The sequence below is a fragment of the Nocardia canadensis genome, assembly GCF_032656385.1.
Taxonomy (GTDB): Bacteria; Actinomycetota; Actinomycetes; order Mycobacteriales; family Mycobacteriaceae; genus Nocardia; species Nocardia canadensis.
The window spans coordinates 810,772-824,946 of record NZ_JAVCWB010000002.1 but is presented as its reverse complement, the minus strand read 5'-3'; the positions used below and the strand labels follow the sequence as shown (position 1 = coordinate 824,946).

Sequence of the window (14,175 nt, the reverse complement as noted above, 5' to 3'; positions counted from 1 at the left end):
ATGGCGCGCGTAGCGGTTCAGGCGGCAGTCGCCGTCGTGGTTTCCGCCACCGTGATCGGTTGCGGCTCGCAGGTATCGGGAAGCGCGACGCGCACCGAGCCGGACTCGTCGAACCTGAATTTCGGCAATTACCAGACCCAGCCGCGCACGGTCGGCAACGCCAAGAGCCTGAACCAGGGGCGGGCGTGGGAGGCGCAGCGGCTCGCGGACCACGTGGCCGTCCCCTTCGAGATCGACCCCGCCTATGTCTACGACAATCGCCGGGAATCGCTGGTCCATCCCACGCAGATCGTGCTGAATCGCAAGGGCCTGGGCAAGCTCATCATCAACGACACCTTCGACGAGGTCGCCGAGGATCTGGTCGCCGGCTGGCTGAACACCTGGGCGACCGGTCCCAGCGGGGGCGAGCCGCGGCGCAGCCTCAACCTCTCGGTCCTGATCTTCCCCGATGCCAAGACCGCGGAGACCGTCGGTCCGACCCTCGAGCACGACGACTTCACCTTCAACGCCGACAACGAATCCGTGTCGATCACCAAGTACCCGAAGACCTACGCGCACTGGCGGCCGTCGGTCTCCTCGATCGGTTCCTGGACGGTCCACGACCGCTACGTGATCTTCATGAAGATCGATGACGAGACCAAGGCACCCGATCTGGCCTCGCTGACCGCACAGGTCGAACGAGCGCTCGCGGTGCAGATCCCACTCCTGGACAAATTCGTGCCGACCCCGTCGGACCAGCTCGAACGCGTCCCGCTCGATCCGACCGGGCTGCTCGGGCGGACCTTGCCCTCGGATCCGTCGGCACCGGTCCGCGCGCAGCCCGACGGATACTTCACCGGCCGTGGGGCACTGAGCCTGTTCGCCGATCCGGACGCCGATCTGCTGAACACTTTCACCAAGAACGGCGTCGACTTGATCACCTTCGGCGACTCGGTCGTCTTCCGGTCCACCACGACGGCGGGCGCGAAGGCCCTCGTCGACGAGTGGAAGAAGCCGGAAGAGGACTCGAAGGAGGCTTCGGCGCCGGACAAGCTGGCCGACGCGGTCGCGTGCCGGGCCAACACCTACGAGTCCCAGGGTGAGGTGAAGACCTCCGACTACATCTGCTACCTGCAGGTCGACCGCTACGCCGCGCAGATCCGCGACGGGAACCTGCAGGACCTCCATCAGCAGGTCGCCGCCCAATACGTTCTGCTCACCCGCCGATGAGGATGCCCGAGATGAACAACACCTTGCGGCTGGCCGGGCTGCTCACCGTCCTGGTCGTCGGATCAGGATGCGCGGCACCGATTTCCGGCCAGGCCAAGCCCGGCATGACACCGGTCGACCTGGCGACGCTCAAGACCGGCGCGACCGTCACCGAGCCGACCACCTTCGAGCTGAAGTACTCCGACACGGCGAAATCGGTCCGGTTGATCGAGGGGCGACGACTGCTCAACGTTCTGATCCAGCCGATCGATGTCGACCCAGAACTGACCAAGCGGGACACGACCAGGGTGTTCGCCGACGGCACGGACATGTCGAAAGACGACGGCCTGCCCGAACAGTTCAAGGCCGCGGTGACCGACAACAACTTCATCGCCGGCGTCACCGGGGCACGCACGAACGGCAGCGTGCGCGATTCCAAGGGAATGCACCTGAGCGTGCTGCACTTCGCCACCGCGCAGGACAGCAAGAACGCCGCCGCCGCGATGTACCAGGTGAGCACCACCGGCGAAAATCCCCGCCAGCCGGTGACGATCCCCGGCTACGCCGAGGCGAACGCATCGAGCAAGGACGGCAGCGCGGTCAGCGCTTTCCAGGCGCACGGTCCGTTCGTGATCGCCGTCAGCATGTCGCAGGAGACCTCCGATCCGGCCGGCTTGGCCACCAAGATCAAGAAGGCCCTCGACCTGCAGATTCCCGCCCTCGACAAGTACCGGGTGATCGCCCCCGACGATCTGCTCGACCTGCCGCTGGATCCCGACGGCATCATGCGCCGGGCGACCGGCAAGTCACCGGCGGGCGACCCGTACGGCATGAGCTACCACGAAGAGGACTTCGGCACCTTCGAGCCGTCGGGGATCCTGCACTTCGAACGGAACCCGGCCGAAGCCCGCGCGGCATTCGAGAAGGCCGGCGTCGACCTGGTCGGTCGGCGTTTCAGCACCGTGTACCGGACCCGCGATGTCGAGGCCGCGTTCGCACTCCAGACCGTCCTCGCCAAGCCGGGCAAGAGCGACAGTGCGCTCGATCCACCGCCCGGTATCGCCGACGCCCAATGCCTCCGGCTGGAGGAAGCGGACCCGAACCGTGGCTACAACGGGATCTGTGTCGTCGTCTACGGACGCTACGTCGCCGTGGTCATGTCACTGGCGACATCGTCACGTGCGGCACTGCAGGTCGACGCGACACTGCAGGAACGGACCGCCGCGCAGTACGCGATCCTGAAGAAGAGCGAGTAGACGATGACGCGAAAACTTCGCCTGAGCAGCGCATTGCTGACCCTGGGATTCGCACTGGCCGCGTGCGGCGGCTCCGACGCCGCCACACCGTCGGCACCGGCCGTCGACGTCACCAAACTGGATTCCGGCAACTACCCGACGACAGCGGTCGACCTGGAGCCCAGTCGGGTACCGACCTCGGGTGCCCTGCGCGAGGCGATCCGCATCGGCGCCGCGACTCCGATCGCCTCCCAATTCGATCCGCGCTTCATCTTCGCGACCGGATTCAGCGGCGGTCGGCACATCACCGCGGTCGACCCGCCGTACTTCAGCGGCTCGGGAATCGAATCCACCGATTTCAATACCGTCGTTCCGGGTGTCGTCGCCGGATGGGACAGTTCCGCGAATCGGCGGGACCAGCTCTACGCCGGCCGTGAAGTCTCGACGATCACCCTGCGCTTCTCGACGCCGGATCAGGCGAAATTCGCGGCGACCGAACTGTCGAACCGCACGCCGAGCTCGGCCTATCAGATTCCGAGCTACCCCGACAGCCTGGCCAAGTTGGAGGTCAAAACCGACCCGCTGCGGCTGCAGCACCTGCGCGCCTGGCTGGTCCGCGGCGACATGCTGCTGTCCATCGACGTCACCGATCCGATCGGTCTCCCCTACGACCCGGCCGCGGACGCCGAAGTCGTGCGCAAATATTTCGACAAGCAGCTCGAGATGCTCCGCACGTACACCCCGACGCCGCTGAACGAGATCGATAAGCTGCCGCTCGACACCGAGGGCCTTTTGGGTCATGTGCTGCCGACCGAGGCGGCGAAGCGCCCGAAGAAGGGAACCAGCAGCTCCGCGGCCTATCCGCTCCAGGCTGTTCTGCATCTCGAGGAGCATCCCGCGATCATGGTGCCCGCCTACACCGACGCCGGGGTCGACCTCGTGGCATTCGACACCGGATCTGTGTACCGCACGCGCGACGAGGCTGCGGCAGGCCGCTTCCGCGCGGCGCTGGACAACGAAACGACCAGCGATACCGATTACATGAAGGTCGACGGGCCGCCGAATCTTCCGGTCGTCCATTGCTTCAATGCGAAACCCGAAGTGAAGTACGCGTCCGACGCACCCCCGACGTGTCACGGTGTGATCGGTCGATATGTGTTCGGCGTATCCGGCACCAACCTGCAGGATGTTTACCAGCGGGCCGCCGCACAGTACAAGCTGCTGGTCGGATTCAGCTGACACGCACGAGCACTGTGGGGTGCGACAGCACCTGCTAGATTGCCCTGTTGGAACGTGCACTGCGGGGCGCGCGAAGGATTGAGGAGACGCGAATGGCCTTGCGGCCCGGCGCAATTGTGGGTGGCTACCGAGTGATCAAGGTCCTCGGCGCCGGAGGCATGGGCACCGTCTACCTCGCCCAGAACCCCAGCCTCCCCCGCCGCGACGCCCTCAAGGTCCTCAGCGGCGACCTGTCCACCGACCCCGAATTCCGGGGCCGGTTCGAACGGGAAGCCAATCTCGCCGCCGGCCTGGACCACCCGAACATCGTCGCCGTCTACAACCGCGGCGACGAGGACGGCCAGCTGTGGATCGCCATGCAGTACGTCGACGGCACCGATGCCTCCGCCGAGGTGGCCAAGGGCCCGAGCGCGATGCCCCCGCACCGAGCGCTGCGCATCATCGGCGAGGTCGGCAAGGGCCTCGACTACGCGCACCGCCGCGGCCTCCTGCACCGCGACATCAAGCCCGCCAACTTCATGATCGCCGCGGCCGAGGACGGCGACGAGGAACGCGTCCTGCTCACCGACTTCGGCGTCGCCAAATCCGCCGACGACGGCCAGGACCTCACCGCCACCGGCAATTTCATGGCCACCGTCGCCTACGCTCCCCCCGAGCAGCTGATGGGCACCAAGCTCGACCACCGCGCCGACATCTACAGCCTCGGCTGCTCCCTCTACAAACTGCTCACCGGCCAGAACCCCTACCCCGCCACGGTCCCGGCCATGGTCATGATGGGCCACCTCCACGAGCCCCCACCCCGAGTCACCGCCGTCCGCCCCGACCTCCCACCCGCGATCGACCACGTCATCGCCAAGGTCATGGCCAAGGACCCAGCTCACCGCTACAACACCTGCCGCGAATTCATCCAAGACGCGCACAACGCCCTGTTCGGCGCGCCGATGCAGGCGCCGGCGTCCCAGGGGTTCAACACTGCCCCACGCATGCCGATCAACGGCCCGGTCACCGCCGCCACCGATGTCGTATCCCCGCAATGGGGCACCGATCCCAGCCGCGCTGTCGTCGGCTATGCACCCCCGACGGGCGGCGTCTCCGAAAACGACATACTCACTGCCCGGAATCCGAAGCCCCATCGGCCGAAGCGGGGCCGAAAGCTGCTGGTGCCCGGGATCATCACACTGGTCGTCGCGGCATTGGTCGGAACGGGCATCCTCATCATGGCCAAATCCGGAAGTTCACCCAGTGGCGGCGGCGGTGACCCGATGGCGCAAGTCCGGACCCAGCACCCTGAGTTCAGCGGAAAAACCGTCACCGCCTACAACTTCGGCAACTCGTCACTCTCCGTGGTGCTCAATCCGAGCGATCAGTGGAAGTTCCTGCGCGACTTGGATTTCGACTACAACTCGCAATACAAGGCCGTTGGCGACGAGAAATCTCCCCGCCCGCTGTCCGTTGGAGACTACAGCGTCAAGAATGACACTGATGTGGTCATTGTCTTTCGGACCGACAGCCAGGCAGGCAATGGAGGGTTCCGCGGACTCCCCTACTCCTTGACCAGCGGAAGAGGCGATGTCGTGGTCATCGACGACCCGTCAGCCGTTCAGGCTTTCCAGGTCTGGAGTGACCAATCCCAGCAGATTCTCATCGAAAAGGTCGTTCCTGCCATCGCAAAGGCGATGAAATAGAAAGTTGTGCTCACAATGACCACCGAATCGTCTTGGTTGAAGGTCGGCCTGCGCGCAGCACTGGTCGTTGGGATCGTTACCACCGCAAGCACAGGATGCGGATCAGAGATCACAGGAAATCCAGTTCCGGGCGCCACCGGTGTGGACTCCAACTTTTTGCGAACCGGCCCTTTTCAAACGGAGCCCATCGCGTTCGAAATCGAATCTGGAGCAAGAGGTCCGGAGCAGGTTCGGCTCGTCGAGGGGCGGCGTCTCCTCAACTTTCTCGCACATCCGATAGACATCGACCCAGACCTCAAGGTGCCCGGGCGTACCCGCATTTTCGGCGATCAGAACGCCGTCCCCACCGTGGGTGGAATACACGACGAGCATCTGCGCGTTTTCAAGGACAGCGTCGAGTTTGTCACGGGCGTTTCAACTAGCCAGTCCAACGGCAGTGTGCGCAGTCCGAAATCGATCTCCATCGCGGTTCTCCGATTCGCGTCCGACACTGTGAGCGCGCGGACAACCGAAGAACTCGACCGAATTACGATGGCGTCGAATCCGCGCCGAGTCGATACTCCCAGATATCCAACCGCGAAGTCGTCCACAAGCGACGACAAAACGATCGTCACATGGCTTGCGCATGGCCCCTACATCGTGATGACCGAAGTTAGGACCTCCACGCCCGGCACCGAAAAGCTCGCAATATCGGTCGAGGACACCCTCGGGATGCAAGTTCGATCGCTGGATCAACAGAATCCGATTCCCCTGGACGACGTCCTCGACCAGCCACTCGATCCAGAGAACCTCGTACGTCGAACCATGGTCCGAGACCAAAAGCGCGACTCGTCTCAATCGGATGAGGATTACGGCTATTTCCAACCTGCCGGAATGCTACATTTCGAACGAAATCCAGCCGAAGCCCGCAAGAAATTCGAAGAAACCGGCGTTGATCTGATCGCACGGCGCGGGAGCACCGTTTATCGAACCAAAGATCTCGCATCTTCATTCCAATTGCAGACTTTTCTGTCCAGGCGAGGTAAGAATGATGTAGCCCTGGAGCCACCACCGGGCATCGCCGACGCACAATGTTTGCGACTGGATACTCCTGACCCTAGCCGGAATTACGATCTCATGTGCGCCGTGGTCTACGATCGGTACGTCGCCGTCGTCGCACAGACCTCGTTCTACTCGACCGCTCAAGTCGATCATTCATTGCAGGAACGGACAGCCGCACAGTACGCAATTCTAAAGAAATGCGAGTGACGAAATGCGCAACGCCCTGGCGGTCACACTGGCGATTGCCGCCATCTTCAGTAGTGCCTGCGGCGACTCGCAGGATTCCACCACCACGATCGACATCACGAAGCTGGATTCCGGCAATTATCCGACTTCGCCAATAGACATCACCTCCGTCAGAACTCCACAGTCTGGCGCAATCCGTGAAGCATTGAACATTGCCGACCATACGCCCATCCCCTTCGAATACGATGACCGATTCGCGTACGGCTCGATATTTGGGTACCGGCAACGCGTGACAGCCGACGAGCCACCGTATTTCGAGTTTACTGGAATAAAGGAAAGGGATTTCGCCAACGAAGTCCCCGGACTGGTAGCCGGATGGCGCACATTCGGACAACGCCGCCAGTGGCCAACCCTTGGTCGAAACCTGGAGACCTACACACTCCGATTCGAGACTTCCGACAGTGCCCGCAACGCGGCACAAAAGCTTGTCGACCGCACTCCTGGCGATACCTACCCAATCCCCGGACATCCGGCGGCGCTAACCAAGATCTTGGGCCAGGATCCGTTCGGTGGCGCCAAGATGCGCTCTTGGCTTGTGCACGACGACATACTGATCTATATGCAGATCGACGATCCCGTAAGTCGACCGCCAGACTTCTCAGACTACTCAAATATAGTCAAGAAATTCTATGATAAGCAGATAGGCCTGCTGCCAAATTATCACAGAACCCCGCTGCACGATATACCCACACTCCCCTTCGACATCGATGGCATGCTCAGTCGCACCATTCCGAGTGAACAGAATGCCAATGTTCCACAGGTATACCCTGCACGCGCAGTTGTATCGTCCACCAAACGTCCGTTAGATATATCGAGAGCGTTCGAGGACGCCGGTGTAGATTATGTTTCGGATGCCAGAGGTGCCATCGTCTACCGTGCTAGAGATGCCAAAGCAGCCGATAGACTTTCAGCCGCTTTCGGTGGCGGCGCCCACGATCTGACAGGCCTCATGCCACCGACTCCACACCCGAATATTCCGACGTCAGCCTGCTACGCCGTCGATATCGAAGATGAAACATACAGCAACTTGCGACCACAGTGCAGGATTGTCGTGGGCAGATATGTAGCGAGAGTAGTCGGCACCAACCTGCAAGATACCTATCAGCGAACCGCGGCCCAATATAAGCTTCTCGCGAATACTGAATAAGTTTGGAGTACGAAGAAGGCGGGTTCAGGCGCTAGCCTGAACCCGCCCCGCCTTCAATCCCGCGGTCAGCCCTCGAGCATCCTTGCGAGCGCGACGTCAGTCGCCTTCATGTTCTCGGAACCCGACAGAGTCGTGGCACCGATCTTCTGGAGGCTCGTGTTCAGGTCCATCGACTGCTGCTGCCACTTGGTCTGCATGATCGCGAAGGCGGTCGAGCCTTCACCCTCGGACCAGTGCTCCTCGATGAAGCGCTGGAACTCGTTCTCGTAGTCCTGCAGAGCAGTGGTGATGTTCTGCGCCTGAGACTGCAGACCTGCGCCGGCGTCGTTGATCGCGTTGAAGTCGTACCTGATTGAACCGATGTCAGCCATGGTGAATCCTTTCGAAAGTCGTCGCGGAGTTAGCTGCGGAGTTAGGTGGTGGTGGTGGTCATGTTCAGCTGGGGGACGGAGGACTCGCTGTTCTTCATGATCTGCGCAGCGTTGTCGACTTCCGCGTCGGTGATCTTCCCCGCGATCTGCCCAACGGTGTCAGCAGCCTGATCCAGCGCGTCGTTCAGACGCTTGGCGTTGCTGAGGTACTCCTGCATCGACGTCTGGAACGCCCGGCCGGCCTCACCCTGGAAGGAGGGGTTGTTGACGTCGTTGGCATGCCCCTCGGCGCGCGTGATCATCCCCTGGATGTCGGCGTGCTTCTGGTTCATCTTGTCGGAGAACGTCCTGATCTGGTCAGGAGTTGCGTTGAAACCCATCTTCTGGCTCCTTCGTGGTCAAGGTGGACCAGACCCCCCTGCTGGCGATCTGAGCCCTTCTACTTAGGTTCGACGCACCGACGGTGCGTTCGGTTCCATCATCTTTCGGAGAAATTTCCGAAACCTACGGCGAGATCGACACTGATCGCATCACTTCCTCGCACGCAGTACTGACAGTCCCCCATCCTCCCGAGCCGTGCTGGCAGCCGACGTTGGTCTGGACGCCATGGTCGAGAAGGACGTACCACCTGACGACGGAACCGTCGCCAGGAAGCTCTTGGTAGCCGATCCCCCGGCGCCCGGCGAACACCACATCGCGTTCCGGCGTACCGAACCGCCCGGGCTCGGCGCGCGAGATCCGCGCGGTGATGTCCCTAAGCACTTCATCATATCCAGCCTGGTCCGCGACAGTGTTGTACGTCACAGTAATTCGGCCGGGGGCGGCTGTCTGCGGAACGAGCGCGGCGCGGTCTGCTGGTGAGCCGGTGGCCAGGCGCCAGCCGGCCGGGACGGTGAAGCTGACGCGGCCCAGCGCGTGCTGGGTAGGGGCAGCGGTCGGCTGGGTGGTCGACGGCTTCGGCGACAGGGGCGCCGGTGTCGGGGTTGAGGTGGTCTGGGCGACGGTGGCCTCCGCGGCGTCGGCATCGGTGCTGCGGGTGGCCACGACCGCGACGATGCCCGCGGTGACGACCACCAGCGATACCGCTGCTGCCGCAAGGATTTTGGCGGTGCCGAGGCGCGGTTCGGGTGCTGCGGCGGCGGCGCGTTCGCGGAGGGTGCCGACCCATTCGGCGTTCTGTGCCGGGATCGGACGCGCCCGGTCGTCGGTGAGTCCGGATTGCGGCAGCAGCAGCGCGGTGAAGGCCAGCGGCTGGACCAGCGGGGTCGGTTGGGTGGTCCAGGTTTCGGCGGCGAACTCGCGCAAGCGCTCCAGCAGGTGGTCGTCGGCCGGGCCGACGACCAGTACCGATGTCGGGCGGGAGCCGTCGGAGACCTCGCGGATCATGGCCGCCAGGCGATCGATGTCGTCGTCGTTCCAGTCACCCGCGCCCAGGGTGGGTTCGTGCTCGCAGGCCGCGACCGAGATCTGGTCCCGGGAACGGTCGACCGCGCTCACCGTGACGGCCAGCGGGTCGATTTCGACGACAACGACGAACTCGGTGGTCGCCAGTGTCTGGCGCAGCCGGGCGACGCGGGCGGCGATCGGTTCCAACGTGACCGCACCCGAGTACCTGGCGAATGAGCGGGCCAGGATCGAGCGGCGCGCCGTCGACCATGAACTGGGGTGTGCGACACCGATACTCGCGCCGGGCGGAGTCGGCGCAACCCCCGCGAGGACATCGTCGACCACCGCGTCGGTGGCCGCGGTGATCGAAAGCGGGTGCGGCTCATAGCCGATCCAGGCCGAGTCGGCCAGCGACAGCGCCGAGACCGCCGGTTGCGACGGGCCGGTCGGCGCGCCGACCAGGATGCCGTTCGGCACCGGCATCACCGTCGGAACGACATCCACGTGCCGGGCCGAGGTGCGCGCCAGGACGCGCGCATCACCGACCACGACGTCGATGTCGGTCACAAGGCCGGTGCCCATGCCAACTGCACCAGATCGATCGCGTTCCTGGTCACGAGGGTTCCTCGCCCCGGAGGCATCGCGCTGGCGCGCACGGTGCCGAAGAGCTGGCCTTCGTCCCGGCTGCCGCTCATCACGAGGCCGATGCAACCGACGTCGCGCATGCGCGACACCACGGGCTCGTACAGCGCGCGCGACGCGCCACCGGAGCGGCGGGCGATGATCAGGTGGAAGCCGATGTCCTTGGCGTGCGGGATGAATTCGACCAGGGGCGAGAGCGGGTTACCCGACGGGGTGACGACCAGGTCGTAGTCGTCGATGATCAGGTAGAGCTCGGGACCTGTCCACCACGATCGCGCTCGCAGCTCCTGCTGGGTGATGTTGGCACCCGGCATCCGGGACTTGAGAATCCCGACGACCTGCTGGACGAACGGCGTGAGCACCTCCGCCGAGGGCGCGTAGCCGGCCAGGTGATTGGTCTCGATGGTGCCCAGCAGGGTGCGCCGGTAGTCGCCGAGGATGATCTTGGCCTGCGACGGTTCGTTCGACTCGACGAGACCCTGGACAATTCCCCGCAGCAACGCGGTCTTACCGCATTCACTGTCACCGAAGACCAGGAAGTGCGGCGTATCGGCCAGATTCAGCATGACCGGCGCCAGTTCGGACTCGTTGACACCGATCGGCACCAGCATGTTCGGACGCGACCGGTCGACTTCCGCGGGCCAGTTGCGCATGCCGCGCAGCAGCTCGGTCCGGTCCAGCAGGTCCGGCAGCGTGCGCGTGCCGGGGGCCGGGCGGCCGGGGGTGCGCTGGGCGATCAGTTCGACCGCGTGGGCGACGCCGGCGCTCAGGTCGAGCGGGTCGGAGCTGCCGTCGACGCGGGGCAGGGCCATCAGCATGTGCAGTGCGTCCGGGGTGATACCGCGGCCCGGACGACCCTGCGGCACGAGCGAGGCGAACTTGCGGCCGATGTCGGAGTCCATCGGGTCACCCAGGCGCAGCTCGATGCGGGTGGCGATCTGGTCCTTGAGGGCCGGTCGCGCTTCCATCCACCGGGACAGGCCGATGACGACGTGCACGCCGTAGGAGAGGCCTTGCAGGGCGAGGTTGGTGATCTGCTGTTCGAGGGCCTCGTAGTCCTGGCGGATCGTGCCGAAGCCGTCGATGACCAGGAACGCGTCACCGTAGGGGTCGGCGTGTGCGCCGGCCGCGGCGGGGCTGCTGTTGGGGTCCATCGCGCGCAGGCGGCGGTACTCGACCATGGACTCGATGCCCAGCTGGTGGAAGCGCTGCTCGCGCTGCCGGACCAGGGTGCTCATCTCGGCGACGGTGCGGCGCACCTTGTCCGGGTCCAGGCGGTTGGCCACGGAGCCGACGTGCGGGAGTCCCTCGAGGCTGGACAGCGTGCCACCACCGAAGTCGAGGCAGTAGAACTGCACCTGCTCGGCGGTGTGGGTCATCGACATCGACATGACCAGCGAACGCAGGGCCGTCGACTTACCCGACTGCGGGCCACCGACGATGGCCACGTGGCCGCGGGCACCCGACAGATCCAGCATCATCGGGTCGCGACGCTGGTCGTACGGACGGTCGACGATGCCGATAGCGGCGCGCAGGGTGGCGATCGGCGAGTACTCGCCGGTGATGATCGAGCGCGGGTTCAGCTGATCCAGCGTCGGCGCCTCGTCCAGCGGCGGCAGCCAGATCTCATGGGCGGGGCGGCCGTGGCCGGTGATGCGGGAGACCAGCATGTTCAGGTTCGACATCTGATCGCCGTCGTCGCCGGTGGGCTCGGGCTCGAAGGTCGACTCCGGGGCCACCGGCACGCGGTCGGAGGTGCGGAAGGCGACGTGATTGGCGCTGAACGGGCGTGCGTTGACGTCGATTTCGCCGCCGACGATGCCCGCGCTGGTGACCTCGCGCTGTGAGCCGCCGCCGACGTAGGGACCGGAGACGTAGGAGGCCTGGAAGCGCTGGATCTCGCCGGAGTCGGCCTTGAGGTAGCCGCCACCGGGCGAGTTGGGCAGGTTGTAGGCGTCGGGGACACCGAGGACCTGGCGGGACTCGTTGGCGGAGAACGTCTTCAGGCCGATGCGGTAGGACAGGTGGGACTCGAGGCCCTTGAGCTTGCCCTCTTCCAGTCGCTGCGAGGCGAGCAGGAGGTGCACGTGCAGCGAGCGGCCGAGGCGGCCGATCATCACGAACAGCTCGGCGAAATCGGGGTGCTGGGTGAGGAGTTCGGAGAACTCGTCGAGCACGACGAACAGGGCGGGCAGCGGGTCGAGGTCGGCGCCGGCGGCGCGGGCCTTCTCGTATTCGGAGACGTTGGCGAAGTTGCCCGCCTGGCGCAGGACCTCCTGGCGGCGGTTCATCTCGCCCGCCAGGGCGTCCTTCATCCGGTCGACGAGGTCGGCCTCGTCTTCGAGGTTGGTGATGACGGCGGCGACGTGCGGGACGCCGTCGAGGCCGAGGAAGGTGGCGCCACCCTTGAAGTCGACCAGGACCAGGTTGAGCTGGTCGGGCGAGTGGGTGGCGAGCAGGCTGAGCACCAGGGTGCGCAGGAACTCGGACTTACCGGAACCGGTGGCGCCGATGCACAGGCCGTGCGGGCCCATGCCGTTCTCGGCGGCTTCCTTGATGTCGAGCTCGACCGGAGCACCGTCGGCGCCGAGGCCGAACGGCACGCGCAGACGCTCACGTCCGTACCGCGGGCGCCAGGCGCTGGCCGGGTTGAAGTTGCCGATGTCGCCCAGGTTCATCAGCTGCGACCAGGTCGAGATGGTCTCGGACTCGTCGGTCTCGACGTCGCTGCTGCGCTGGGTGGCGGCGCGGTAAGGGGCCAGGCGGCGGGCGGCCTGCTGGGCCTGTTCGGCGCTGACCCGGTCGATGGTGGCGAAGCGTTCCTGGTTGCCAGTGGCGCCGCGGCCGAGGCATTCGCCGTCTTCGACGACCATCTTGATGCCGCGCGAAACGGCAAGGCGGGGTGCGTAATTGCACAGGTCGATGATGGTGACGCCCTCGAAGCCGGATTCGCGCAGCTGGTCGTCCTCGGCCTCGAGCAGGCCGCCGTCGACGACGATCACCACGTGCACCAGGTTCGGGTTGTTCGGCTGGTTACGCGAGTAACGCACACGGTTGCCGAGCAGCGGGTGCAGGCTGCTGAGGGCTTCGCGGATGGAGCCGTAGAACATGCGCTGGGTGCCGATGCCGTCGGAGACCTCGGGGTGCTGGGTGTGCGGGAGCCATTTGGTCCACTCCCACTCGCGCGCGGTGTCAGGACCGCAGACCACGGCGACGAGCACCTGGTCGGGAGCCTGGAACATGCACAGCTGCAACAACATCGCGCGAGTCATGTCGCGGGCCTGGGCGCGGTCACCGTCGAGGGCGATGGTGCCGAAACCCTTCACCGCGATCGCGGTGGGCAGGTCGGGGACGGTGGAGTGGGCGCGGACGAAGCGGCGCAGGGACACCGCGGCGATCGGTTCGAGCTCCTCGACCGGGCCGGTCTCCGGGGCGACCAGGCGGGTGGCCAGGCGCTGACCGCCCAGGCCGATGCGGGCGTGGCAGAAGTCCTTGTCGCCGGAGCGGCGCTCCCACATGCGGCTGGTGCCGGCGAGCATCCAGATCAGGCCGGGCTCGGGGTGGCTCCACTCGACGGCGGCGCGCTGCTGCTTGGCGGTCTCGTCGACGTCCTTACGGACCTGGTCGAGGTAGCGCAGGTAGTCCTTGCGATCTTCGTTGGCCTCGGCGGCCTTGGCGCCCTTGCCGCTGCCCTGGCCGAACATGGTGACCATCGACATGATCATCATCAGCGGGAACATCATCGACATCGGGTTGGACAGCATGCCGCTGCCCTGGGTGAACATCAGCGCCATCATGCCGACCATGCCCACGACCATGACGACGGGCATCATCTTCATCAGCAGGTTTCCCGGCGTGATCCGGGGGATCTCGGGCGGTGGCTGCAGGGTGACCTCGCCGCCCGGCGTGCGCGGCATCTCGCGCCGGGCACGGCGCTGGAACCGTACTGTGCTCATGGTCGAAGACTCCCCCTGCTTGACTATTCGCTGTCTTCC

General features: G+C 65.0%; 10 protein-coding genes. 6 read left to right on the top strand and 4 right to left on the bottom strand.

The genetic code is table 11. The annotated features are described in order from the left end of the window. The 6 genes from Q7X29_RS06960 to Q7X29_RS06935 all read left to right on the top strand — a co-directional run bounded on the left by Q7X29_RS06960 (position 1) and on the right by Q7X29_RS06935 (position 7,781). The gene (locus tag Q7X29_RS06960; protein ID WP_316573574.1) at positions 1 to 1,209 is read left to right on the top strand and encodes a DUF7373 family lipoprotein; all 1,209 of its coding nucleotides are present in this window, start codon (positions 1 to 3) and stop codon (positions 1,207 to 1,209) included. Positions 1,210 to 1,220: 11 nt separating this feature from the next. Then, complete coding sequence (locus Q7X29_RS06955; protein WP_316573573.1) at positions 1,221 to 2,444, top strand: DUF7373 family lipoprotein; 1,224 nt, start codon at positions 1,221 to 1,223, stop codon at positions 2,442 to 2,444. A 3-nt stretch (positions 2,445 to 2,447) separates the two neighbouring features. Continuing rightward, positions 2,448 to 3,662 (top strand): DUF7373 family lipoprotein, encoded by a 1,215-nt coding sequence (locus tag Q7X29_RS06950; RefSeq protein ID WP_316573572.1) that lies wholly within the window; start codon positions 2,448 to 2,450, stop codon positions 3,660 to 3,662. 92 nt (positions 3,663 to 3,754) lie between these two features. Further along, positions 3,755 to 5,347, top strand: a complete 1,593-nt coding sequence (locus Q7X29_RS06945) for a serine/threonine protein kinase (protein ID WP_316573571.1) — start codon at positions 3,755 to 3,757, stop codon at positions 5,345 to 5,347. 15 nt (positions 5,348 to 5,362) lie between these two features. Then, positions 5,363 to 6,595, top strand: coding sequence for a DUF7373 family lipoprotein (locus tag Q7X29_RS06940; protein WP_316573570.1), 1,233 nt, complete (start codon positions 5,363 to 5,365; stop codon positions 6,593 to 6,595). A 4-nt stretch (positions 6,596 to 6,599) separates the two neighbouring features. Then, positions 6,600 to 7,781 carry a DUF7373 family lipoprotein gene (locus Q7X29_RS06935; protein WP_316573569.1) on the top strand — a complete coding sequence of 394 codons (1,182 nt, stop codon included), beginning with the start codon at positions 6,600 to 6,602 and terminating at the stop codon, positions 7,779 to 7,781. A gap of 65 nt (positions 7,782 to 7,846) precedes the next feature. Here Q7X29_RS06935 and Q7X29_RS06930 read toward each other — a convergent pair whose 3' ends face one another. From Q7X29_RS06930 to eccCa, 4 genes are all read right to left on the bottom strand, one after another. Next, positions 7,847 to 8,152, bottom strand: coding sequence for a WXG100 family type VII secretion target (locus Q7X29_RS06930; protein ID WP_316573568.1), 306 nt, complete (start codon positions 8,150 to 8,152; stop codon positions 7,847 to 7,849). A gap of 41 nt (positions 8,153 to 8,193) precedes the next feature. Further along, positions 8,194 to 8,532 (bottom strand): WXG100 family type VII secretion target, encoded by a 339-nt coding sequence (locus Q7X29_RS06925; RefSeq protein WP_316573567.1) that lies wholly within the window; start codon positions 8,530 to 8,532, stop codon positions 8,194 to 8,196. Between the two features lie 124 nt (positions 8,533 to 8,656). Further along, positions 8,657 to 10,120, bottom strand: a complete 1,464-nt coding sequence (locus tag Q7X29_RS06920) for a type VII secretion-associated protein (protein WP_316573566.1) — start codon at positions 10,118 to 10,120, stop codon at positions 8,657 to 8,659. Next, positions 10,102 to 14,136, bottom strand: a complete 4,035-nt coding sequence (gene eccCa / locus Q7X29_RS06915) for a type VII secretion protein EccCa (protein ID WP_218717710.1) — start codon at positions 14,134 to 14,136, stop codon at positions 10,102 to 10,104. The genes Q7X29_RS06920 and eccCa overlap by 19 nt, the downstream gene beginning before the upstream one ends. Between the last annotated feature and the right edge of the window lie 39 nt (positions 14,137 to 14,175).